The 21,771-nt window shown below is 66.7% G+C and carries 23 protein-coding genes and 1 tRNA gene; 8 read left to right on the top strand and 16 right to left on the bottom strand.

Annotated elements, in window-relative coordinates:
* Positions 1–90: 90 nt before the first annotated feature.
* Positions 91–600 carry a murein hydrolase activator EnvC family protein gene (locus tag R0232_RS12700; RefSeq protein WP_431512308.1) on the top strand — a complete coding sequence of 170 codons (510 nt, stop codon included), beginning with the start codon at positions 91–93 and terminating at the stop codon, positions 598–600.
* Positions 601–607: 7 nt separating this feature from the next.
* Here R0232_RS12700 and R0232_RS12695 read toward each other — a convergent pair whose 3' ends face one another.
* Entirely contained in the window at positions 608–2,194 is a 1,587-nt protein-coding gene (locus tag R0232_RS12695; protein WP_431512307.1) for a phospholipase D family protein, read from the bottom strand.
* Positions 2,195–2,463: 269 nt separating this feature from the next.
* Between R0232_RS12695 and R0232_RS12690 the strand changes: the two genes are divergently transcribed.
* Positions 2,464–3,201: a DUF418 domain-containing protein gene (locus tag R0232_RS12690; protein WP_431512306.1), complete on the top strand. Its 738-nt coding sequence runs from the start codon at positions 2,464–2,466 to the stop codon at positions 3,199–3,201.
* 716 nt (positions 3,202–3,917) lie between these two features.
* Here R0232_RS12690 and R0232_RS12685 read toward each other — a convergent pair.
* Positions 3,918–4,148, bottom strand: a complete 231-nt coding sequence (locus tag R0232_RS12685) for a hypothetical protein (RefSeq protein WP_093342886.1) — start codon at positions 4,146–4,148, stop codon at positions 3,918–3,920.
* A 140-nt stretch (positions 4,149–4,288) separates the two neighbouring features.
* Between R0232_RS12685 and R0232_RS12680 the strand changes: the two genes are divergently transcribed.
* Both R0232_RS12680 and R0232_RS12675 read left to right on the top strand, forming a co-directional pair.
* A complete protein-coding gene (locus R0232_RS12680; protein ID WP_431512305.1) occupies positions 4,289–4,789 on the top strand; it encodes a hypothetical protein in 501 nt (166 codons plus the stop codon).
* Positions 4,790–4,858: 69 nt separating this feature from the next.
* Positions 4,859–5,260 (top strand): hypothetical protein, encoded by a 402-nt coding sequence (locus R0232_RS12675; protein WP_431512304.1) that lies wholly within the window; start codon positions 4,859–4,861, stop codon positions 5,258–5,260.
* Positions 5,261–5,355: 95 nt separating this feature from the next.
* Here the strand turns inward: R0232_RS12675 and R0232_RS12670 are convergent.
* The 10 genes from R0232_RS12670 to R0232_RS12625 all read right to left on the bottom strand — a co-directional run bounded on the left by R0232_RS12670 (position 5,356) and on the right by R0232_RS12625 (position 14,040).
* A tRNA-Pro gene (locus R0232_RS12670) sits at positions 5,356–5,432 on the bottom strand.
* Between the two features lie 26 nt (positions 5,433–5,458).
* Positions 5,459–5,920, bottom strand: a complete 462-nt coding sequence (locus R0232_RS12665; RefSeq protein ID WP_431512303.1) for a MerR family transcriptional regulator — start codon at positions 5,918–5,920, stop codon at positions 5,459–5,461.
* 73 nt (positions 5,921–5,993) lie between these two features.
* Positions 5,994–6,365, bottom strand: coding sequence for an integration host factor subunit alpha (locus R0232_RS12660; RefSeq protein ID WP_093342889.1), 372 nt, complete (start codon positions 6,363–6,365; stop codon positions 5,994–5,996).
* A gap of 5 nt (positions 6,366–6,370) precedes the next feature.
* The gene (gene pheT, locus R0232_RS12655; protein ID WP_431512302.1) at positions 6,371–8,812 is read right to left on the bottom strand and encodes a phenylalanine--tRNA ligase subunit beta; all 2,442 of its coding nucleotides are present in this window, start codon (positions 8,810–8,812) and stop codon (positions 6,371–6,373) included.
* A 63-nt stretch (positions 8,813–8,875) separates the two neighbouring features.
* Positions 8,876–9,952, bottom strand: a complete 1,077-nt coding sequence (gene pheS / locus R0232_RS12650; RefSeq protein ID WP_431512301.1) for a phenylalanine--tRNA ligase subunit alpha — start codon at positions 9,950–9,952, stop codon at positions 8,876–8,878.
* Between the two features lie 115 nt (positions 9,953–10,067).
* Positions 10,068–10,427 (bottom strand): 50S ribosomal protein L20, encoded by a 360-nt coding sequence (rplT, locus tag R0232_RS12645; protein WP_012747009.1) that lies wholly within the window; start codon positions 10,425–10,427, stop codon positions 10,068–10,070.
* 26 nt (positions 10,428–10,453) lie between these two features.
* On the bottom strand, positions 10,454–10,657 hold the full coding sequence (rpmI, locus tag R0232_RS12640) for a 50S ribosomal protein L35 (RefSeq protein WP_057596107.1): 204 nt from the start codon (positions 10,655–10,657) through the stop codon (positions 10,454–10,456).
* A 197-nt stretch (positions 10,658–10,854) separates the two neighbouring features.
* Entirely contained in the window at positions 10,855–11,475 is a 621-nt protein-coding gene (gene infC, locus R0232_RS12635; RefSeq protein WP_093342892.1) for a translation initiation factor IF-3, read from the bottom strand.
* A gap of 100 nt (positions 11,476–11,575) precedes the next feature.
* Entirely contained in the window at positions 11,576–13,483 is a 1,908-nt protein-coding gene (thrS, locus tag R0232_RS12630) for a threonine--tRNA ligase (RefSeq protein WP_208509700.1), read from the bottom strand.
* A gap of 245 nt (positions 13,484–13,728) precedes the next feature.
* Positions 13,729–14,040 carry a putative quinol monooxygenase gene (locus R0232_RS12625; protein ID WP_431512300.1) on the bottom strand — a complete coding sequence of 104 codons (312 nt, stop codon included), beginning with the start codon at positions 14,038–14,040 and terminating at the stop codon, positions 13,729–13,731.
* Positions 14,041–14,161: 121 nt separating this feature from the next.
* On the opposite strand from R0232_RS12625, the gene R0232_RS12620 reads away from it, so the two are divergent.
* A complete protein-coding gene (locus R0232_RS12620; RefSeq protein WP_431512888.1) occupies positions 14,162–15,127 on the top strand; it encodes a GlxA family transcriptional regulator in 966 nt (321 codons plus the stop codon).
* A gap of 77 nt (positions 15,128–15,204) precedes the next feature.
* On the opposite strand, the gene aceA is transcribed toward R0232_RS12620, so the two are convergent.
* Both aceA and R0232_RS12610 read right to left on the bottom strand, forming a co-directional pair.
* Positions 15,205–16,536 carry an isocitrate lyase gene (aceA, locus tag R0232_RS12615; RefSeq protein ID WP_093342897.1) on the bottom strand — a complete coding sequence of 444 codons (1,332 nt, stop codon included), beginning with the start codon at positions 16,534–16,536 and terminating at the stop codon, positions 15,205–15,207.
* A 263-nt stretch (positions 16,537–16,799) separates the two neighbouring features.
* Entirely contained in the window at positions 16,800–17,210 is a 411-nt protein-coding gene (locus R0232_RS12610) for a gamma-glutamylcyclotransferase family protein (protein WP_431512887.1), read from the bottom strand.
* A 69-nt stretch (positions 17,211–17,279) separates the two neighbouring features.
* Between R0232_RS12610 and R0232_RS12605 the strand changes: the two genes are divergently transcribed.
* Both R0232_RS12605 and R0232_RS12600 read left to right on the top strand, forming a co-directional pair.
* Positions 17,280–18,194 (top strand): DMT family transporter, encoded by a 915-nt coding sequence (locus tag R0232_RS12605; protein WP_208509703.1) that lies wholly within the window; start codon positions 17,280–17,282, stop codon positions 18,192–18,194.
* Between the two features lie 131 nt (positions 18,195–18,325).
* Positions 18,326–18,793: an SWIB/MDM2 domain-containing protein gene (locus tag R0232_RS12600; protein WP_093342900.1), complete on the top strand. Its 468-nt coding sequence runs from the start codon at positions 18,326–18,328 to the stop codon at positions 18,791–18,793.
* A gap of 83 nt (positions 18,794–18,876) precedes the next feature.
* Here R0232_RS12600 and R0232_RS12595 read toward each other — a convergent pair whose 3' ends face one another.
* A complete protein-coding gene (locus R0232_RS12595) occupies positions 18,877–19,629 on the bottom strand; it encodes an AraC family transcriptional regulator (RefSeq protein ID WP_431512299.1) in 753 nt (250 codons plus the stop codon).
* Between the two features lie 130 nt (positions 19,630–19,759).
* On the opposite strand from R0232_RS12595, the gene R0232_RS12590 reads away from it, so the two are divergent.
* The gene (locus tag R0232_RS12590; protein ID WP_431512298.1) at positions 19,760–20,053 is read left to right on the top strand and encodes a hypothetical protein; all 294 of its coding nucleotides are present in this window, start codon (positions 19,760–19,762) and stop codon (positions 20,051–20,053) included.
* Here R0232_RS12590 and R0232_RS12585 read toward each other — a convergent pair.
* The gene (locus R0232_RS12585) at positions 20,019–21,743 is read right to left on the bottom strand and encodes a thiamine pyrophosphate-binding protein (protein WP_431512297.1); all 1,725 of its coding nucleotides are present in this window, start codon (positions 21,741–21,743) and stop codon (positions 20,019–20,021) included. The two genes, R0232_RS12590 and R0232_RS12585, sit on opposite strands and share 35 nt — an antisense overlap.
* Between the last annotated feature and the right edge of the window lie 28 nt (positions 21,744–21,771).

The raw sequence follows: 21,771 nt of genomic DNA, 5'->3' as shown, positions 1-21,771 counted from the left end.
CGGCGACTTTGCTAGCATCGACCGGCCGGGACCACCCGGCCCCGAGATCCGAAGGAACCCTTCAGAACGCCCCCGTTCCAACCGAGCGCCATGCACCTTCAGACTTCCGTTTTCCGAATCGGCGCCGCGGCGCTGCTCGCCGCCGGCATCGCCGCCTGCACGACCACGCCGTTGCCGCCCATGCAGCAGCCCGGTCGCACCACGACGGCCCTGCCGCAACGCCAGGCCATGTTCATCCGGCCCGCCGCCGGCACCACCATCGGCCGCTTCGACGGCGTGCGCAACAAGGGCGTGGACATCGCCGGCAACCTCGGCGACCCGATCGTGGCCTCGGCCGACGGCCGCGTGGTGTACGTGGGCAACGAGCTGGCCGCCTACGGCAACATGGTCATCATCAAGCACAACGAGACCTTCCTCACCGCCTATGCCCACGCGAGCACCATCCTCGTGAAGGAAGGCGCGGTGGTGCGCCAGGGCGAGAAGATCGCCGAGATGGGATCGGGCGGCGATGCCAACCGCGTGAAGCTGCGCTTCGAGATCCGCAAGAACGGCGTGGCCGTCGATCCCGAGCCCTACCTGAGCGGCCGGCTGCAGCAGTAGGCGAGCCTCACAGCAGGCTCTCGGGCACCAGCGGCGCGAGCAGCTCGAGCCGCCAGCGCGCCCAGAAATTCGTCTCGGGCTCGGTGTGCAGGATGGTGTCGGCACCATCGCCCGCGGCCGGACTCACCCATTCGATGCCACCGCGCGGCCCGAGCTGCAGCTGGTAGGCGCCGTCGAGCCGGATGAAGCCGATCAGGCTGTTGAGCTGCTGCGCGATCTGCGGGCTGAAGATGAAGAGCCCGATCTCGGTGTTGTGCAGCACCGAGCGCGGATCGAAGTTCATCGAGCCGATGAAGACCGTGCGCCCGTCGATCACCGCCGACTTGCCGTGCAGCCGGCCGCTCGAGGTCTCGTACATGCCGAAGCGCCGGCTCTGCTCGACCCGCTTGGGGCTGAGCTCGTAGAGCGCCACGCCCAGGCGCAGCATCTCGGCGCGGTAGCGACGGTAGCCGATGTGCACCAGCGACTCGTCGGTGGCCGCCAGCGAGTTGGTGACCATGATGTAGCCCACGCCGTTGCCGCGCACATGCCGGATGGTTTCCATGCCGCCGCGGCCCGGGATCAGGTAGGGCGTGGTCTGCATGATCTCGGTGCGCGCGCCGCGCAAGTGGCGCTGCAGGTTGAACTGCACGCTGTCGGGCGAGACGTCGGCCGGCGCGCCGCGGCTCTCCTCGGGTGCCAGCGCCTTGGCGGGCGCGTCCGCGTAAGCCTCGGCGCGCGCCCAGGCCAGTTGCAGCTGGCCTGCGTCGAGGTCGGCGGCCAGCGGATGGTGGCCCAGCAGGTCGGTGGCCGAGGGCTGTTCGGGCTCGGGCGTGCCCGGCCCGCTCGTGAGTTCGTCGAAGCGCGAGCGCAGTGCCTGCAGCGATGCGCCGTCCGCCGACACCAGCGACTCGATCGGATAGACGTAGGGGCTGTTCCAGTAGATGTCGAACAGCGATGACAGCTTGTGGACCACGGGCCCGGCCACCAGCGTGTCGATGTCGATGAAGTTCGAGCCGCCGTCGCGCAGGAAGTACTCGTTGGCGATATTGCGCCCGCCCATCACCGCCATCGTGTCGTCGACCACGAACAGCTTGTTGTGCATGCGGCGGTGCACGCGGTTGAAGTCGAGCAGCGACGCGGTCCAGCGCGTGCCGAAGTGCTCGCGCCCGGCAGGGAACGGATTGAACATCCGCACTTCGACGTTCGGATACGCGGCCAGGCCCCGGAACAGCGGATCGGCACCGGCCGTGTAGAGATCGTCGACCAGCAGGCGCACACGCACGCCGCGTTTCGCCGCGTCGCGCAGGTGGCGCAGCAGGTAGCGGCCGGTCTCGTCGTTCTGCACCAGGTAGTACTGCACGTCGATCGAACGCTCGGCGCGGCGGATCAGCTCGATGCGCGCATGCAGCGAGAACTGCGCCATCGGCAGCAGACGGAAACCGCTGAGCGGCTCGTCTTCGCTGCGCGGTGCGGTCGCCGCCACGAGGCGGCCGAGCGTGGTGTCGGCGCCGTTCGGGATCGTCACCGACGACCGGCGCGCGACCTCGGTGGGCAGGCCCGCGCAACCGCCCAGCAGCAGCGCGAAACCGAGCGTGAGCCAGAGGACGAGCATCGGCCCTGCGCGGCCGATGCGGTCTGCGGGCAAAGAGGCGGACGAAGCGGGTGGGTGTGGCAAGGGGATGGACGCACCGGAAGGCGATGCGGGCGGCGGTTTCTACCACGCGGCGACGACCCCACGCAGCCTGCGTAATGTTGAGGCAATGCGCCGGCCTAGCATCGGTGGCCGACGCGCATCGCCCACGGCCATGGCGTCTCGCACCTGGCGGCCTGCCGCGCCATGCCGGGTTCCCTCCATCGCTTCGCAGACCCTGCCGCACATCGATGACCCTCGGACTCGCCACGCCGCCTCTTCCTCTTTCCTCGACCTGGCCGATGACCCGCACTGCCGCCACCGCGGAAGCCGCCAGGCCGCGCCGGCTCGAACTCGTCGATGCCTTGCGCGGCTTCGTGTTGTTCGGCGTGCCGGTCGTGGACCTGCGCGGCCTCTCGCCGCTCGACTTCACGGGCGCCGCCGTCTCGTGGCCGCTCCTCGTGCTGGGGGCACTGCTGACCAGCTTTGTCTTCGGCCATGCGGAGGTGCTGCGGCAGTCGGTGGCTCATCGGCGGTTCTGGCGCCGGCTGCTGCTGGCGAGCCTCGCGACGGGTTTGCTGCTCGCACTGCACGTTCCAACGGGCCGATTCACGACCGGCCTGCCGCACGCGGCGGCGGCGCTGGCCCAGGGGCTTTTCTGCATCGCGGCCTTCGTGTTGCTGTTCCAGCATGCCGCCTGGCGGCGCCGGCTGCGCAAGCTGACACCGCTGGGGCGCATGGCATGGAGCAACGGTCTCGTGCAGATGCTGGTGGGCCTGAGCCTGTTCTACGGCGTCGGCCCGGGCCTGTGCCCGAAGTTCGGCGTGGCGGGCCTCGCCGTGGCCTGCATGGCGATCCTGGCACTGCAAGCGGCCGCGAGCTGCTGGTGGCTGCGGCGCTACCGGCTCGGCCCCCTGGAATGGGCCTGGCGCAGCCTGGTGCAGGGGCGCATAGCACCGATGCGCTCGAAGCGGGAAGGACAGGTCTGATGTCGGCGGGCGCCTCTAAGAGAGATTTAACAATGCACTGCAACAATTCTCGGCGGATGGCCGGAGAGCCTCCCAGGGACCACGCAACATCGCGCCCGCGCCGGGAATTTCATGGCCAACCCGTTTTCGCCCTGCCCCTGCAGCATCGAGCATCTGGACAGCAGCCCGCAGCAGGCCTGGATGCGCTTCTTTCCGTGGCTGAAACCCTACCGCTGCAAGAACTGCGGCAAATCGCAGCTGCTGCCCCAGCGGGACGTGGAACGGGCCCTCGCCAGCCTGAGCAGCAGGAAGCCTGCGCGCCGGGGCCCACCCAAGCGGGCCAGGGTTCTGTAGCACGCCCGTCACGGGTGGGGGCTCTGCTCTTCCGGTCCCTGCTGGCTTGCGGTACAAACGTATATGTGTAACCCCCTGTAAACCGTGGGGTGCGAACTTACGTTAGGACCGCATGCGAGCATCCGACCCTTTCTTTATCGCTTTCGTTTTCATAGCCGGCATCGGTGCCGGCGCTGCCCTCATGGCCATGCTGGCCATCCTGCGGGCGGAGAAGCCGCGACGACAGCCGAAGCCTCGGGTCGAACGCGAGCATGTCGTCATCGGCCAGACCGGCTTCGGCAGCCTCTGAGAGGCCCGGCGGCGGTTCGGTGAGCGTCAAACGCGGCGCTGTGAGCCTGCGCGCCGCCTGAGAGTGCGAGGGCCCAGCGTCGAGGCCCCGCGGTTCAGAGGCGAAAGCCCGTCTTTCCTTCGTCGATCATGCGATGGGCAAAGGCGACGCAATTCGAGAGAAGCTCTTCTTCGGACCTGAAGGTGCCGATGCCGTGGCGGATGCGCCGAGTGGCCTGGCCTTCCTTCTCGAAAGTCACCCACGCGGGCCATTCGCCATTTTCTCGGTCCTGGATGTGGCGGCGTGCAACGAAGCCGCCCTTCTTGAGGATTTCGATGTGCTGCATCGGATGTCCATTTTTTTCTTGAGTGCGGGATTATTCTCGCGACAAGGTCTCAGGAACATGTCAGGCGCCGGCGGAGTTGTGACGGTCGGTAAAGGGTTGGCGGCGATATCGCGCGGGCGCGCGGCTTCAGGCGGCAAGGGTTGGCCTATCGCGTTCAGACACCTGTTCGTCGCGAAATCACTGTATATTCAAACAGTATTTCCACGCCGATTCTTCCCATGACCCAAGTTGAGCTGTTCCATCAACCGGCCATCGTCGATGGCGCCCTTCCAGAGCCCTTCGAAGAAGCACCGCCAGCGCGGCAGAAAGCCGGGCCCGCGCCGTCTTCCACGGAACTCGACACCGAGCCTCCCGCCGCTTACGAGGTGCTCCTGGCCGACTATGCCCACGCCAGCGACGAAGCCATCGGCCTGGCGCAGCGGCGTTTCCAGCGCGAGCTCGAGCGGCAACTGGGCAGCGACGTGCTGCCGGCGCTGCGCGCCTTCCAGAACGCGAGCGAATCGAGCGAGAACGAACTCTCGAAAGCCGACATCGTGCTCGCGCGCCGCTGGGCCAAGGCCTACGACACGGCCAGGACAGCAGGCTTCCGCGATCTGGGCGATACGGACGAAGCGTTCTTCGAGGTTCGGGCGACGGCATAGCGCTCGAGGGATGGGCTCGGTCGGCCCGGCACAATGACCTCCCATCCCAGTCCCGAGGAACCTCCGCCTATGGCCGACGACGTCTCCATGGTCTTCTTCGCATCGAGCGCCTCCAGCCCCGATCTGAACGAGGCCGCGCGCCTGTTGACCGAGCAAGGCCTTGATGTCGCCGCCGATGGCGAGGCGCTCGTCGTTCAATGGGAGGACGACGGGCCCGCCCTTCGGATCAGGCTGTCCGCCGCGCCGCACGTGAATGCGAAGGCCGTCGAGATCGCCGAAGGCACGGCGCATGCCGCCGGCATGAGCAGGTGCAATGCACGCTTCGAGATCGACATCGACGACCTCGACGAAACGCTCGACGAGATCAACACGCTGATCGAGGTCCAGGCGACGCTGCAAGATGCGACGGGCGGCTACCTGTTCAATTCGTGGAACGGCGAGCTGAGCGCGCCGGACTCATCGCCCGCCTGATCGGGCTTGGCGAAACGCACGCCTCTCGGAAGCACCAAAGAAAAACGGGCCAGAGCTTGTGGCTCTGACCCGTTGTTCCATCTGACGATGATTGTTGGTCGGTGTGAAAGGATTCGAACCTTCGACCCCTTGCACCCCATGCAAGTGCGCTACCAGGCTGCGCCACACACCGAAGCTCTCGATTATAGCCTTCTCTTTTCAGCGTCCGACAGTCAGCAACTCACGAATTTCAAAAAGCTCGCGGCGAAGCTGCAACAACTGCGACAGGTCGACACTGCGGGCCGCGTTCGGTGCAGCTTCTTCGTCGTGCAGCGCGGCCTCGAACTCCTCGTGATCGATCTCGACGGCCTCCATGCCTTCGAGCGGAACCTCGCCGGCCTTGCGGCGGTCGCGTTCGTGCTGCACCAGTTCCTGCAGCTTGTTGCGTGCACCGCTGATCGTGAAGCCCTGGTCGTACAGCAGGTCGCGGATGCGGCGGATCATCAGCACCTCGTGATGCTGGTAGTAGCGCCGGTTGCCGCGCCGCTTCATCGGGCGCAACTGCGTGAACTCCTGCTCCCAGTAGCGCAGCACATGCGGTTTCACCCCGCAGAGTTCGCCGACCTCACCGATGGTGAAGTAGCGTTTGACGGGAATGGGCGGGAGTGCCTTGTCGGCCATGTTCTCCATTGAAATCAAGTCTGCGCGCGGCAAACCTCAGAGGTTACTCCACGGAAGCGCGCACGAACAAGCCCTATTCGGAACCCAGGCTCCACTCGACCTCGGGTGCGGCGTTCGGATCGATGTTTCCGTGAATCTGTTCCTTGAGCTTCGCGCTCGCGTGGAAGGTCGCGACGCGACGCTCACCGATCGGAATGGCTTCGCCGGTACGCGGATTGCGCCCGGGGCGCGGCGCCTTCACGCGGATCTGGAAGTTGCCGAAGCCCGAGATCTTCACGTCCGTGCCTTCGATCAGGCTGTTGGCGACCAGGTCGAAGAAAGCCTCGACCATGTCCTTGGACTCGCGCTTGTTCAAGCCGATCTGCTCGAACAGCAGGTCGGCCAGATGCGCCTTGGTGAGCGCGGGCGTCTCGAGTGCTTCGAGCGTGAATTCGACGGCATTCATTCGGGTCATCCTCTCAGGCGTCCGCCCACCTTCGCGGCCAGTTGATCGACGATGGCGCGCACGGCCGGCTCGACCTGCTCATCGGTCAGGGTGGCGCTGTCGCCCTGGAAGCTCAGGCGCACCGCCATGCTCTTCTCGCCGGGTTGCAGGCCACCGGCCGCGGCCACCGTGCCGTCGCGCGCGGGCTGCGGACGGTAGATGTCGAACAGCACGGCGTCGCGCAGCAGGCCTTGCGCGGCACCTGTCGAACGGATGGCGTCGATCAGCGCATCGTGCGTGACGGCTTCCGCCACCACCACCGCAATGTCGCGCTCGACCGCCTGGTGCTTGGGCACGGCTTGCGCCACCGGCACGGGCCGCGCGGTGACCGCATCGAGGTCGAGTTCGAACAGCACGGCGGGCTGCGCGAAATCCCACTTCTGGCGCCAGCGCGGATGCAGCTCGCCGACGAAGCCGATGGCCTTGCCGTCGATCGTCACGCGCGCCGAGCGGCCCGGATGCAGCGCCGGATGCTCGGCAGGCTCGAAGCGCGGGACCAGCGGCGCGAGCAGCGCCTCGACGTCGCCCTTCACGTCGTAGAAATCGACGCGCTGCGCCTTGCCGTCCCAGCGCGCCTCGTCGGTATCGCCCCAGGCGAGGCCGGCCACGCGCATCGGTTGATGCACGCCGCGCACGGTGCTGTCGGTGGTGGCCACGCTGTCGTCGCGCAGGAACACGCGGCCCACCTCGAACACGCGCACGCGCGGCGCCTTGCGATCGAGGTTGAACTTGAGCACCTGCAGCAGCGAGCCGAGCAGCGACGAACGCATCACGCTCATCTGGCTCGCGATCGGGTTCAGCAGCTTGACCGGGTTGTCGTTGCCTGCAAGCTCCTTTTCCCAGTCGGCTTCGACGAAGCTGAAGTTGATGGTTTCCTGGTAGCCCAGCGCGGCGAGGCCGCGGCGCACCGCGAAGCGGCTGCGCTGCGCCTCGGGACGCACGCGCGCGGTGATCGGCGCGAGCGGCGCGGTGGTCGGCAGGTTGTTGAAGCCGATCAGGCGCGCGACCTCTTCGATCAGGTCTTCCTCGATCAGCAGATCGAAGCGGTGCGGCGGCGGCGCGATGGTCAGCGTGCCATCGCCCTCGGTCAGCGCGAAGCCCAGCCGACGCAGCGCGTCCACGCACTGGGCCTGGGTCAGCGGCATGCCGATCACGCGCGCGGCGCGCGCCACGCGCAGCGTCACGGGCAGGGCCTCGGGCACGCGCAGGATCTGGTCGTCCATGGCGCCGGCCTGGCCGCCGCAGATCTCGACGATCAGTTGCGTGATGCGCTCGATGATCTCGACGGTGCGGCTCGGGTCGACGCCGCGCTCGTAGCGATGGCCGGCGTCGGTCGAGAAGTTGAAGCGGCGCGAGCGGCCCTGCACCGCTTCGGGCCACCAGAACGCGGCCTCGACGTAGATGTTGCGCGTGTCGTCCGAGACCGCGGTGGCGTCGCCGCCCATGATGCCCGCGAGCGATTCGACTTCGCGCGCGTCGGCGATCACGCCCACCTTGTCGTCGACCGAGATGGTGTTGCCATTGAGCAGCTTGAGCTGTTCGCCAGCCTTGCCCCAGCGCACGGTGAGGCCGCCGTGGATCTTGTCGAGGTCGAAGATGTGGCTGGGCTGGCCGTACTCGAACATCACGTAGTTCGAGATGTCGACCAGCGGCGTGACGCTGCGCTGGCCGCAGCGCGCGAGGCGCTCCACCATCCAGGCCGGCGTGGCGACCTGGGTGTCGACGCCGCGCACGATGCGGCCCGAGAAACGGCCGCAGAGCTCGGGCGCCTCGACCTTCACGGGCAGCTTGTCGGCGAAGGCCACCTCGACCGGCGCCACGGTGCGCGGCTTGAGCGGCGCGCCGGTCAGCGCGGCGAGTTCGCGCGCCACGCCGTAGACGCTGAGGCCGTGCGCGAGGTTGGGCGTGAGCTTCAGCGTGAGCAGCGTGTCGTCGAGCTTGAGCACTTCGCGCACGTCGACACCGATGGGCGCGTCGGCCGCGAGTTCGAGCAGGCCGCCATGGTCTTCGCTCAGCTGCAGTTCGCGCGCCGAGCACAGCATGCCCTGGCTCTCGACGCCGCGCAGCTTGCCGAGCTTGATGAGGAAGGGCTTGCCGTCCTCGCCGGGCGGCAGTTCGGCCCCCACCAGCGCGCACGGCACCTTGATGCCGACGCGCGCATTGGGCGCGCCGCACACGATGTTGAGCAAGGCGCCCTGCCCCGCGTCGACCTGGCAGACGCGCAGACGATCGGCGTTCGGGTGCTGGACGGCTTCCTTGATCTCGCCCACCACGATGCGCGTGAAGGGCGGCGCCGCCGGCCGGCGCTCCTCGACCTCGAAGCCGCCCATGGTGAGGGTCTCGGCCAGTTCGGCGCTGTCGATGGGCGGGTTGCAGAACTCGCGCAGCCAGGATTCCGGGAATTGCATCTCTTCGATCTCGATCTGTTTTTCTGGTGTGGAAGGTCTCGTTTCGTCTCGCGCGTCAGCCGATCACTGGAATTGCGAGAGGAAGCGCAGGTCGCCGTCGAAGAACAGGCGAAGGTCGTTCACGCCGTAGCGCAGCATCGTGAGGCGGTCGGGGCCCATGCCGAAGGCGAAGCCGATGTAGCGCTCGGGGTCGAGGCCCATGTTGCGCACCACGTTCGGATGCACCTGGCCCGAGCCCGACACTTCGAGCCAGCGGCCGGCCAGCGGACCGCTCTGGAACTGGATGTCGATCTCGGCGCTGGGCTCGGTGAACGGGAAGAAGCTCGGCCGGAAGCGCAGCACGAGATCGTCGCGCTCGAAGAAGGTGCGGCAGAAGTCGGTGAAGACGACCTTGAGGTCCTTGAAGCTCACGTTCTCGCCGAGCCACAGGCCTTCGCACTGGTGGAACATCGGCGAATGGGTGGCGTCGCTGTCGACGCGATAGGTGCGGCCCGGCGCGATCACGCGGATCTCGGGCGCCTTGACCGTGCCGGTGGTGTCGGCGGCCGCGGCCGCGAACTCGGCCGCGTACTTCTTGATGTGCTGGTGGGCGTAGCGCACCTGCATCGGGCTGGTGTGCGGACGCAGGTTGTAGGGGATGCCGTCCTCGCCGTTCAGGTCGACGTAGAAGGTGTCCTGCATCGAACGCGCCGGATGGTTCGGCGGGTTGTTGAGCGAGGTGAAGCTGTGCCAGTCGCTCTCGATCTCGGGGCCGTCGGCCACGTCGAAGCCCATGCTCGAGAAGATCTCCTCGATGCGCTCGAGGGTGCGGCTCACCGGGTGCAGGCCGCCGGGGATGCGGCGGCGGCCGGGCAGGCTCACGTCGAGCGCCTCGGCGCGCAGCTGCTGCGAGAGCTCCTCGTCGGCCAGTTGCTGGCGGCGTTCGTTGAGGGCGGACTCGATCGCCTGCTTGGCCACGTTGATGGCGGCACCGCGCGACTTCTTCTGGTCGACGCTCAGTGCGGCCATGCCCTTCATCAGCTCGGTGATGCGGCCCGACTTGCCCAGGAACTGGGCCTTGGCGTTCTCGAGCTCAGCGGGGGTCTTCGCCTGCGCGAAGGCGGCACGTGCGGTGTCGACCAGGGAGTCCAACTCGTTCATAGCAACAACAGATTTCTTCGGGGAAAAATAAAAAAGGGCTGGTGCTCTTTCAAGCGCCAGCCCTTGTACCGTGGGCGCAGGAAACTGTCCGGGGACAGTCTCCCGCTGTGCAGAATCAAGCAGCCAGCTTGGCCTTGACCTGCTCCACGATGCCCGCAAAAGCGGCCTTGTCGTGCACGGCGATGTCCGCAAGCATCTTGCGGTCGATCTCGATCCCGGCCTTGCGGATGCCGTTGGCGAACTGGCTGTAGGTCAGGCCCAGTTCACGCGAGGCGGCGTTGATACGCGCGATCCACAGTTGACGGAACACGCGCTTCTTGGTGCGGCGGTCACGGTAGGCGTATTGGCCCGCCTTCATCACCGCCTGTTTGGCGATGCGGAAGACATTGCCGCGGCGACCGCGGAAACCCTTGGCGAGTGCGAGAACTTTCTTGTGGCGGGCGCGAGCCGTTACACCACGTTTGACGCGAGGCATGTGATTACTCCTTGTTCGTCAGTTGATCAAATGCCCATGCCGGGCAGCATCGCGGCCATCGAAACCATGTTGGTTTCGTGCACCGACACTGCACCACGCAAGTGACGCTTGTTCTTGGTGGTCTTCTTGGTCAGGATGTGACGCTTGAAGGCTTGACCGCGCTTGACGGTGCCACCGGGACGAACGCGGAAACGTTTCTTCGCGCTGCTCTTGGTCTTCATTTTGGGCATGTGAATGCTCCTTTAATTTGTGCTCGTGAGGCGCCTTGGATGAACTCCATGGACTTGTTGGCCCCGAGACACTTCTTCATCCCGCCACCGCCTGCGCTTGCCTTTCGGCGCGCGCCGGCGATCGGCGAAATCCCTTCAAATTCTCACTTCCGTCGGCACCCGGGGCTTTCGCCGCCGGGCCCGGCCGGATCCTTCGCTCAGGCGCCGACGGTGGTCGGTGCCGCGGCGGCTTCCGTCGCCGACTTTGCCGGAGCGCTGCCGGGCTTCTTGCGGCCCGGCGCGATCATCATGATCATCTGCCGGCCTTCGAGCTTCGGAAACTGCTCGACGAGGATCGTGTCGCCGAGCTCGTCGCGGATGCGCTGCAGCAGGGCCAGACCGAGTTCCTGGTGCGTGATCTCGCGCCCCCGGAAGCGCAGCGTGATCTTGCACTTGTCGCCATCCTCAAGAAAGCGCCGGATGTTGCGCATCTTGATGTTGTAGTCGCCATCGTCGGTACCGGGCCGGAACTTGATTTCCTTGACCTCGATGACCTTCTGCTTGGACTTCGCCTCGGCCGCCTTCTTCTGCTCGTGGTACTTGAACTTGCCGTACTCGATCAGGCGGCACACCGGCGGATTGGCCGCCGCGACGACCTCCACCAGATCCACGTCCTGCTCACCGGCGAGACGCAAGGCCTCCGCAAGACTCACAACACCCAATTGCTCGTTATCCGGGCCGATCAGGCGGACTTCCGGGGCCATGATTTCCCGGTTCAGGCGATGTTGGCGTTCCTCGCGGTGGCGGCGGTCGCGAAATGCAGTAGCGATGGTTGGTATCCTCTAAGTTTTGCTACAAAAAAAGTAGCGAAAGCCGCTCAGTCCTCGCGGGCAAGCGGTATATTTGGCACAGAAACATGTGGGGTGTTTCGACGACAAATCAACGCTTGTCAGCAATGTCCTGAACGACCCGTTGCACGAACGATTCGAGGGACATTGCACCGAGGTCTTGATTGCCCCGGGCGCGCACTGCGACGGCGCCAGCTTCCTTTTCCTTGTCACCCACGACAACGATGTAAGGGAGCTTTTGCAACGAATGCTTGCGTATTTTATACGTAATCTTCTCGTTGTGCAGATCAAGCTGGACCCTAAGCCCTTGATTTTGCAGCGTTTTCGCAACTTGCGCAGCGTAGTCGGCCTGTCCTTCGCTGATATTGAGCACCGCCACCTGCACCGGCGCGAGCCAGGCGGGCATCGCGCCGGCATGGTGTTCGATCAGCATGCCGATGAATCGCTCGAGGCTGCCGACGATCGCGCGGTGCAGCATCACCGGGTGCGCGCGGCCGCTCGACTCCGTCACGTACTCGCCGCCCAGGCGCTCGGCCGTGTTGAAGTCGACCTGCATCGTGCCGCACTGCCACTGGCGGCCGATCGCATCCCGCAGCGTGTACTCGATCTTCGGTCCGTAGAAGGCGCCATCGCCCGGGGCGATCACGAACTCCACGCCCGAGCGGCGCAGCGACTCCATCACCGCGTGCTCGGCCTTGTCCCAGAGCTCGTCGGAGCCCACGCGGTTCTCGGGCCGCGTCGCGACCTTGTAGAGGATGTCCGTGAAGCCGAAGTCCGCGTACACCTTCTGCAGCTGCGCCGTGTAGGCGATGCATTCGTCGAGGATCTGGTCCTCCGTGCAGAAGATGTGGCCGTCGTCCTGCGTGAAGCCACGCACGCGCATGATGCCGTGCAGCGCGCCGCTCGGCTCGTTGCGATGGCACTGGCCGAACTCGCCGTAGCGCAGCGGCAGGTCGCGGTAGCTGCGCAGGTCGCTCTTGAAGATCAGCACATGGCCCGGGCAGTTCATCGGCTTGAGCGCGTACTCGCGCTTCTCCGACTCCGTCGTGAACATGTTGTCGCGGTAGTTCTGCCAGTGGCCCGTCTTCTCCCACAGGCTCTTGTCGAGGATCTGCGGACCCTTCACTTCCCAGTAGCCCGTGTCGCGGTAGATGCCGCGCATGTACTGCTCGACCTGCTGCCAGATCGCCCAGCCCTTGGGATGCCAGAACACCACGCCCGGCGCCACTTCGTCGATGTGGAACAGGTCGAGTTCCTTGCCGAGGCGGCGGTGGTCGCGCTTCTCGGCTTCCTCGATGCGCTGGATGTACTGGTCGAGCTGCTTCTTGTCGGCCCAGGCCGTGCCGTAGATGCGCTGCAGCTGCTCGTTCTTGGCATCGCCGCGCCAGTAGGCGCCGGCCAGCTTCGTGAGCTTGAAGACCTTGAGGAAGCGCGTGTTAGGCACGTGCGGGCCGCGGCACATGTCGACGTATTCCTGGTGGTAGTACAGGCCCATGGCCTGCTCGTCGGGCATGTCCTCGACCAGGCGCAGCTTGTAGTCCTCGCCGCGCGACTTGAAGACCTCGATCACCTCGGCGCGCGGCGTCATCTTCTTGACCACGTCGTAGTCCTGCGCGATCAGCTCGCGCATGCGCGCCTCGATCGCGGCCATGTCCTCGGGCGTGAAGGGGCGCTCGAACGCGATGTCGTAGTAGAAACCCTCCTCGATCACCGGGCCGATCACCATCTTGGCCGTCGGATAGAGCTGCTTGACCGCGTGGCCGACCAGGTGGGCCGTCGAGTGGCGGATGATCTCCAGGCCCTCGTCGTCCTTGGGCGTGATGATCTGGAGCTTGGCATCGTGGTCGATGACGTCGCTGGCGTCGACCAGACGGCCGTCGACCTTGCCGGCCACCGTCATCTTGGCGAGGCCGGGGCCGATGGACTTGGCAACGTCGGCCACCGAGACCGGGCCGGGGTACTCGCGCTGCGAGTTGTCGGGGAGCGTGATGTGGATCATGAAAAACCTCGGGCGAAAAACAAAAAAGCGCGGTGGATGACCGCGCTTTGCTGTGGCAGGGAAGCTGGCTCGAACCAGCGCGCGCGGTTTAGCGGGCGCTTCCTTCGAAGAAGAAAACACCGCAGGTGGCTTGCGGAGTAGTTCGCGGTGTCATAACCAAAGTGCCTTTCTCGCCCTTGTTGACAGTGGAGCCTCGGATTCTAGCCGCTCGGCGCGCGGGCCGTGCCGAGCGGCCCATTAGCCCATTACGCCGCGGCCGCCGCGTTCTTGAGCCCCAGCACGTCGATCGGCTCGATCGCTGGCGGCTTGGCGAACAGCTCGGGCGCCTTCGCCATCAGCGCCTGTGCGATCGGGCCGACGAGGTGCGCCTGGCGGCCCGCCTCGGTCTCGAACGCATCGAACACGCCGAAGGTGGTCGGCGACAGCCGCAGCGCGAACCAGATCGGCGTGGTGGCTTCGTCGCGCGCCATCGCGAGGCCGGCCTCGAGGAACTGCTGGACCTCGGCCTCCTTGCCGGGCTTGGCTTCGAGGCGGGCGAACAGGGCGAACTTGATCATGGACATCTCCGGTCGTTGCAAGGTGGAAGCGGTGCGCGGATCGCAACCGCGGTGGCGACTCTAGAGTTGCCCCTCGCTCTCACCTATTGGCATTTTTGACATCTTCGATATTGTTATTGCCATTCGACTCGACATCCTCGCGCTCGACGGCGTGTTCGACACCGGCCTGGCCACGGTGGCGGACGTCTTCACCACCGCCAACGAATTGGCGGGCCTGCTCGCGCTCGGCGTGCCGCCCTTCGAGGTCCGCCTTGCCGGCCTGCGCAAGCGCGTGCGCACCGCGCAAGGCCTGAGCGTGCCGGTCGTGCCGTTCGCCGCTGCCAAGGCACCTGACTGGATCGCGATCCCGGCCATCGGCGAGAAGATGCCCGCGGGCCTGGCGCGGGCGCTCGAACGCAAGGACATCGCCGATGCCGGCGCCGCGCTGCGCGAACGTGCCGACGAGGGCGCGAAGATCGCCGCCGCCTGCATCGGCACCTTCGTGCTGGCCGAATCGGGCCTGCTCGATCGTCAGCAGGCCACCACCACCTGGTGGCTCGCCTCGATGTTCCGCCAGCGCTATCCCGAGGTGCGGCTCGACGACACGCGCATGCTCGTGCCCTCGGGCCCGTCGCTGGTCACCGCCGGCGCGGCGCTCGGCCATGTCGACATGGCGCTGTGGCTGGTGCGCCAGGTCAGTCCCGAGCTGGCCGCCACGGTGGCGCGCTACCTGATCGTCGATTCGCGGCCCGCGCAATCCGCCTACGTGATCCACGACCACCTGAGCCATGCCGATCCGATGGTCGAGCGCTTCGAGCGCTGGGCGCGCGCGCGGCTGGCCGACGGCTTCTCGCTCGACGACGCGGCGCGCGCCGTCGGCACCAGCAAGCGCACGCTGGCGCGCCGGCTGCAGCAGGTGCTCGGCAAGAGCCCGCTCGGCTACGTGCAGGACCTGCGCGTGGAGCGCGCGGTGCACCTGCTCAAGACCAGCGACCGGAGCCTCGAGCAGATCGCCGCGCTGGTCGGCTATGCCGACGGCGTGACCTTGCGCACCCTGCTGCGCCAGAAGCTGGGCCGCGGCGTGCGCGAAGTGCGCATGCGCGACTGAGGCGGGCCGGGCACGGACGAAAAAAAGCCCGGCACGCGGCCGGGCTTCAAGGTGACAGCGAATGTCGAGTCAGTTGCTCAGTGGAACTGCTCTTCTTCCGTCGAGCCGGTCAATGCCTTCACGCTCGACTGGCCGCCCTGGATCACGGTGGTCACGTCGTCGAAGTAACCCGCGCCGACTTCCTGCTGGTGCGACACGAAGGTGTAGCCCTGTTCGCGCGCCGCGAATTCCGGCTCCTGCACCATGTTCACGTAGTGCTTCATGCCCTCGCCGCGTGCATAGGCGTGCGCGAATTTGAAGGTGTTGTACCAGTTGACGTGGATGCCGGCCAGCGTGATGAACTGGTACTTGTAGCCCAGGTCCGAGAGGTCTTCCTGGAAGGTGGCGATCTGCTTGTCGTCCAGGTTCTTCTTCCAGTTGAACGACGGCGAGCAGTTGTACGACAGCAGCTTGCCCGGGCAGGCGGCATGCACGGCCTGCGCGAACTCGCGGGCGAAGCCGATGTCCGGCACGCCGGTTTCGCACCACACCAGGTCGGCATAGGGCGCGTAGGCGACGCCGCGGCTGATGGCCTGCTCGAGGCCGTTCTTCACGCGGTAGAAGCCTTCCGAGGTGCGCTCGCCGGTCAGGAAGGGCTTGTCGTTGGCGTCGTGGTCGGAGGTGATCAGGTTCGCGGCTTCGGCATCGGTGCGGGCCAGCACGATGGTGGGCACGCCCAGCACGTCGGCGGCGAAGCGCGCGGCGATCAGCTTCTCGCAGGCTTCGCGCGTCGGCACCAGCACCTTGCCACCCATGTGGCCGCACTTCTTGACGGCGGCGAGCTGGTCTTCGAAGTGCACGCCGGCAGCGCCCGCGGCGATCATGTTCTTCATCAGTTCGAAGGCGTTGAGCACGCCGCCGAAACCGGCTTCCGCGTCGGCCACGATCGGCAGGAAGTAGTCGATGAACTCCTTGTCGCCCGGGTTCACGCCACGGCCCCACTGGATTTCATCGGCGCGACGGAAGGTGTTGTTGATGCGACGGACCATGGTGGGCACCGAGTCGTACGCGTAGAGCGACTGGTCGGGGTACATGGTTTCCGAGCTGTTGCCGTCGGCGGCCACTTGCCAGCCCGACAGGTACACGGCTTCGAGGCCGGCCTTGGCCTGCTGCATGGCCTGGCCGGCGGAGATCGCGCCGAAGGCGTTCACGTAGCCCTTCTTCGAACCACCGTTGATCTTGTCCCAGAGCTTCTCGGCACCGCGCTTGGCGAGCGTGTAGTCGATCGGGAACGAACCGCGCAGGCGCACCACGTCGGCCGCGCTGTAGCCGCGCTTCACGCCCTTCCAGCGGGGGTCCGTGGCCCATTCTTTCTCGAGGGCGGCAATCTGCTGTTCGCGGCTGAGTTGTTCGGTGAGGGTCTGGGGCATGGTCACTCCGTGAGTTGATTGAAGGGTTGGTTTCGAGCGTTTCGGCGCTGCGGCCATGGGCTTACTGTAATCGCGTCGCCCACTCTTATGTCTTATAGAAGACATATTTTTGCATCAACGAAATCAACAACTTATGGAGATATTTCTCAATGAGAAAACAACTTTCTCATATCGAGAAAAAATACTGCGGTGCAGCAGCGGCAATTTTCACGATGCGAAACCACCCTTTCGTCTGTGAAAAACGCGGGCCGGAACGCGCGCCGTCAACGCCGCGAATGCACGATCCAGTCGCCACCCACGATCACCGCGCGCCCCTCGATGCGCGACGGATGGATCTCGTAGACCAGGCAATCGAACGCGCGGCCGTCGCTGGCCTGCACGCACAGCCAGCGTTTGATGTACTCGCCCGAATCGTCGTCGGCGACTTCCTCGAGCCGGTCGAGCGCGGCCTCCACCTGCGCATCGATCGCGTAGATCTCGCCCTTCACGCGGCCCTCGCCGCCGAGCACCATGCCCGGATAGGCACTGAGGTCGTAGAGCGTGCCCGCGACCTCGGCATCGGCCACGCGGCGCGGCAGCGGCGCGAAGCGCGCGATGTCGTTGCGCCCGCCCGCGCGCAAGGTGCCGTAGACGAAGACGTGGCGAACGCCCGGCGCGTGCGTCGGTTGCGGCATCATCGATGCTTCCTTTCTCCAAATCACCCCAGTCTATTGAACCCCGCCGCACCCGCCCCAGGCCGGCTCATGGCCTACGGCTGCCTCGCGCTGAGCATGTCGCTCGTCGGCTGCTATGTCGCTCTCTCCAAGCCGCTGGTCGCGGCCTTCCCGGTGCTGCTGCTGGCCTGGCTGCGCTTCGGCATCGCGGCGCTCGCCATGCCGCACTGGCTGCGCCGCGCGCCCGACGAACCGCCGATGACGGCGCGCACGCGCTGGCTGGTGTTCCTCGAGTCCTTCCTCGGCAACTTCCTGTTCTCGATCTGCATGCTGTTCGGCGTGAGCCTCACGAGCGCGGTCTCGGCGGGCGTGATCATGGCGTCGATCCCGGCGGCGGTCGCGGTGGCGAGCTGGCTGTTCCTGCGCGAACGCATCACGCTGCGCATCGGCCTCGCGATCCTCTGCGCGGCGATCGGCATCGGGCTGCTCGCGCTCGCGCCGGCGCATGCGAGCGCGCACCCGGGCACGGGAGCGTCTTCGTCGATGCCGTGGCTCGGCAACCTGCTGGTGTTCTGCGCAGTGCTCTGCGAAGCCGCCTACGCGGTGATCGGCAAGTCGCTCACCGGACGGCTCGGCCCCAAGCGGATCTCCTCGCTGATCAACCTCTGGGGCTTCGTGCTCAGCACGCCGCTGGGCATCTGGTTCGCGCTGCAGTTCGACTTCGCCGCGGTGCGTCCCGGCCTGTGGCTGCTGCTGGTCGCCTACGCCCTCGCAGCGAGCATCTGGACGGTGTGGCTCTGGATGACCGGACTGCGCCACATTCCCGCCGCGCAGGCCGGTGTTTTCGCCGTGATGCTGCCCGTGAGCGCGGCCCTCGTGGGCGTGCTCGTGCTCGGCGAAAGCCTCTCCCTGGTGCAGCTGTTCGCGTTCGCGCTCGCTCTCGCTGGCGTCTTCCTGGCGACCTGGCCCACGCGCCGCAGGCAAAACGGGCGCTCTCCCCTCTGAAAAAACAACAGCCTCCAATGAAAAAACCGCTTTTTCCCTTGGAAACGCGTTTTTTCTCATTTAGCATCCGCGATGCCAGTGGAGACCCTGTTTTTCATTGGTGACTGTTCAACCAAAAAAGGAAATCAACCATGGCAACTGCAAAGAAGGCTCCGGCCAAGAAAGCTCCGGCAAAGAAGGCCGCTGCTCCCGCGAAGAAGGCTGCTGCTCCCGCGAAGAAGGCCGCTGCACCGGCGAAGAAGGCTGCTGCTCCTGCCAAGAAGGCTGCTGCACCGGCGAAGAAGGCTGCTGCTCCTGCCAAGAAGGCTGCACCCGCGAAGAAGGCTGCTGCGAAGGCTCCCGCCAAGAAGCGCACCCCGAACGCTGCCTTCATGAAGGCCCTGACCCCCAGCCCCGCACTGGCTGCCGTGGTCGGCTCGACGCCGCTGCCGCGCACCGCCGTCGTGAGCAAGCTGTGGGACTACATCAAGAAGAACAACCTGCAAGACAAGGCCAACAAGCGCAACATCAACGCCGACGCCAAGCTGAAGGAAATCTTCGGCAAGGCCCAAGTGTCGATGTTCGAACTGGCCGCGCTGATCGGCAAGCACGTCAAGTAAGCGCACCACTCGAACGACCTCCGGGTCGATCAGGAAAGCCGGCGACAGCCGGCTTTTTTTCGTCCGTGCCTTTTGCGATCGCCTCAGCGCGCTGCGTCGGCACCCTGCGCAAAGAAGCGCGAGGGCGTGCAGCCGAAATGGCGCCGGAAGGTCTCGATGAACGCGCTCACCGAGCTGTAGCCCACCGACAGCGCCACCGCCGTCACGGGCTCGCCCATGCCCAGCAATTGCACCGCCTTGAGCAGCCGCGCCTGCTGGCGCCACTGCGCGAAGCTCAGGCCGGTCTCGGCGGCGAAGCGGCGCGTGAGCGTGCGGCGTGCCATGCCGATGCGATCGGCCCATTGCTCGATCGTGTCGTCGCGCGCGGGATCGTCGGCCAGCGCGGTGGCCAGCGCGAGCAGGCGCCGCTCCTGCGGCAGCGCGAGGTGCAGCGAGGTCCGCGCGCCCGCCGCCAGTTCGTCGACCAGCACGGCCACCAGCCGCAGGCGGCGCGCTGCCTCCCCCTCTTCGCCGAGCGACACCAGCCGCCCCACCAGCTCGCGGATCAGCGGCGTCGACGCGAACACATGCGGCTGCGCGGGCAAGGCCGTCGTCAGCGCCGGATCGAGATAGAGGCTCCACCCGGCCGTCGCGCCATGGCTTTGCGCCGCATGCGCGCAGCGCGGCGCGATCCAGCCGATCCATCCGGGCGGCAGCACCCAGCGCCCCGCGCTGGTCTCGATCAATTGCAGGCCGGCGCGCAGCGCAAACAGCTGGCCTTCCTCGTGCGCATGCGCGCCCGTGGTGCGCGCCGTCTCGTAGGCATTGAGATCGAGCCGCACCGCGGGCTCAGCCATCGCACCGCTCCATCTGCGGCATGGCCCGATGGCGATACCGATTGGCACCGCGCCGCAAGCCCGCAACGCGGCGCCTGCCTAGCATCGAAGCCATCGATCCACCCTTCCCTCTCTTCTTCAAGGAGTCGCCATGAAAGCCCAGGATGTCCTGCCCGATGACCAGAACTTCGCCGTCCTCAACGGCCAGCCCGTGCGCAAGGGCTCGGTCGGTGCTTTCCTCGCCAACGTGCGCGTGCTGGAGGACGCCCAGGCCGGCGAGGCGCAGCGCCAGGCCGCGCACGAGGACCTCGTCGCGCTGATCCCCGCGCTCGAGGCGCTCGGCCTGTTCGAGGTGTTCGAGCTGCGCTCCACAGCCCTGCGCGCGGAGGTCGCGAGGCATCGCGCCGCGCTCAGCCCTGCGCCTGCTGCTGCGCCGCGCGCCTGATCGACGACAGCGTGCCGCGCGTGGTGATGACCTCGGGGTCGAGCGGAATCTCGATCAGCGTGCCGGTGTCGGCCGCCAGTGCGCGCAGCAGCGCGGCCTCGAACTGCGCGGTCTCGGTCACGCGCTCGGCCGCGTAGCCGTAGGCGCGCGCCAGCCCGCAGAAGTCGGGATTGCGCAGCGCGGTGCCGCTGGTGCGCTCGGGGTACTCGCGCTCCTGGTGCATGCGGATGGTGCCGAACATGCCGTTGTTCAGCAGCACGACGATGCTCCTGCCGCCATGCTGCGCGGCCGTGGCCAGTTCCTGGCCTGTCATCAGGAAATCGCCGTCGCCCGCGATCGTGAAGGCCACCCGGCCGGTCGCGAGGCTGGTGGCGATGCCGGCCGGCACGCCGTAGCCCATGGCGCCACTGGTGGGCGCCAGCTGCGTCTTGTGGCCCTTGGCGAGGCCGTGGTAGCGGAAGTAGCGGTGCACCCAGCTCGCGAAGTTGCCGGCACCGTTGGTGATCGTGGCATCGGCCGGCAGATGCTCCTGCAGCGTCGCCACCACCGCCGCCATGTCGACCGCGCCGCGCGGCGTTTCCGCGGGCATGCCGGCCAGTGCCTGCGGCTCGAGCCAGGCCTGGTAGTCGGCATGCGCCTGCAGCGCCCAGTCCTCCCAGGGCAGCGTGGGCGGCGCGCTCAGCACCTCGAGGCTGCGCGCCGCGGCGCTCATGCCGGCATTGATCGCGAGGTCGGCCTGGTAGACACGGTTGAGCTCCTCGGCGCTGGCATGGATGTGCACCAGCGTCTGCTTCGCCTTCGGCGCCTCGAGCAGCGTGTAGCCGCCGGTCGTCATCTCGCCCAGGCGCGGGCCGATGGCGAGGATCAGGTCGGCGTCCTTCACGCGCTGCGCCAGCTTCGGATTGATCGCGATGCCGACGTCGCCCGCATAGAGCGGATGGTGGTTGTCGAAGGTGTCCTGGAACCGGAAGGCATTGGCCACCGGCAGGCGCCAGTTCTCGGCGAAGCGCTGCAGCGCCTGCGCGGCCTGCGCGGTCCAGCCGCCGCCGCCGGCGATCACCAGCGGCTGGCGCGACTTCAGCAGCAGTTCGCGCAGGGTGCGCAGCGCGCCCGGGTCGCTCCAGGGCTCGACCGCCTCCACCCGCGGCAGCGGCCGCGCGGCGGTCTCGCTGCGCAGCATGTCCTCGGGCAGCACCAGCACCACCGGGCCGGGGCGGCCGTTCATCGCGGTCGAGAAGGCGCGCGCGACGTACTCGGGGATGCGGTTCGCATCGTCGATGCGCTCCACGCGCTTGGCGAAGCCCTTGGTACTCGGTCCGAAGAAGCTGCCGTAGTCGACCTCCTGGAAGGCCTCGCGGTCGCGGAAGTCGCTGCCCACGTCGCCGACGAACAGCACCATCGGCGTGGAATCCTGGAAGGCATTGTGCACGCCGATCGACGCATTGGTGGCACCCGGGCCGCGCGTCACGAAGCAGATGCCGGGACGGCCCGTGAGCTTGCCGTGCGCCTCGGCCATGAAGGCCGCGCCGCCCTCCTGCCGGTTGACGATGAAGCGCGCGCGCTCGCCGTAGGCATGGAAGCCGTCGAGCACCGCGAGGAAGCTCTCGCCGGGCACGCCGAACGCGATCTCCATGCCCTGTTCGAGCAGGCACTCGACGATCAGGTGGCCTGCGGGTTGTGATGTACTCATGAGCAGTAGAACTCCAACACTTTGTCCG

It is taken from the genome of Variovorax sp. DAIF25 (genome assembly GCF_050711835.1).
GTDB lineage: Bacteria > Pseudomonadota > Gammaproteobacteria > Burkholderiales > Burkholderiaceae_C > Variovorax.
This window is presented reverse-complemented; position numbering and strand designations above follow the sequence as displayed.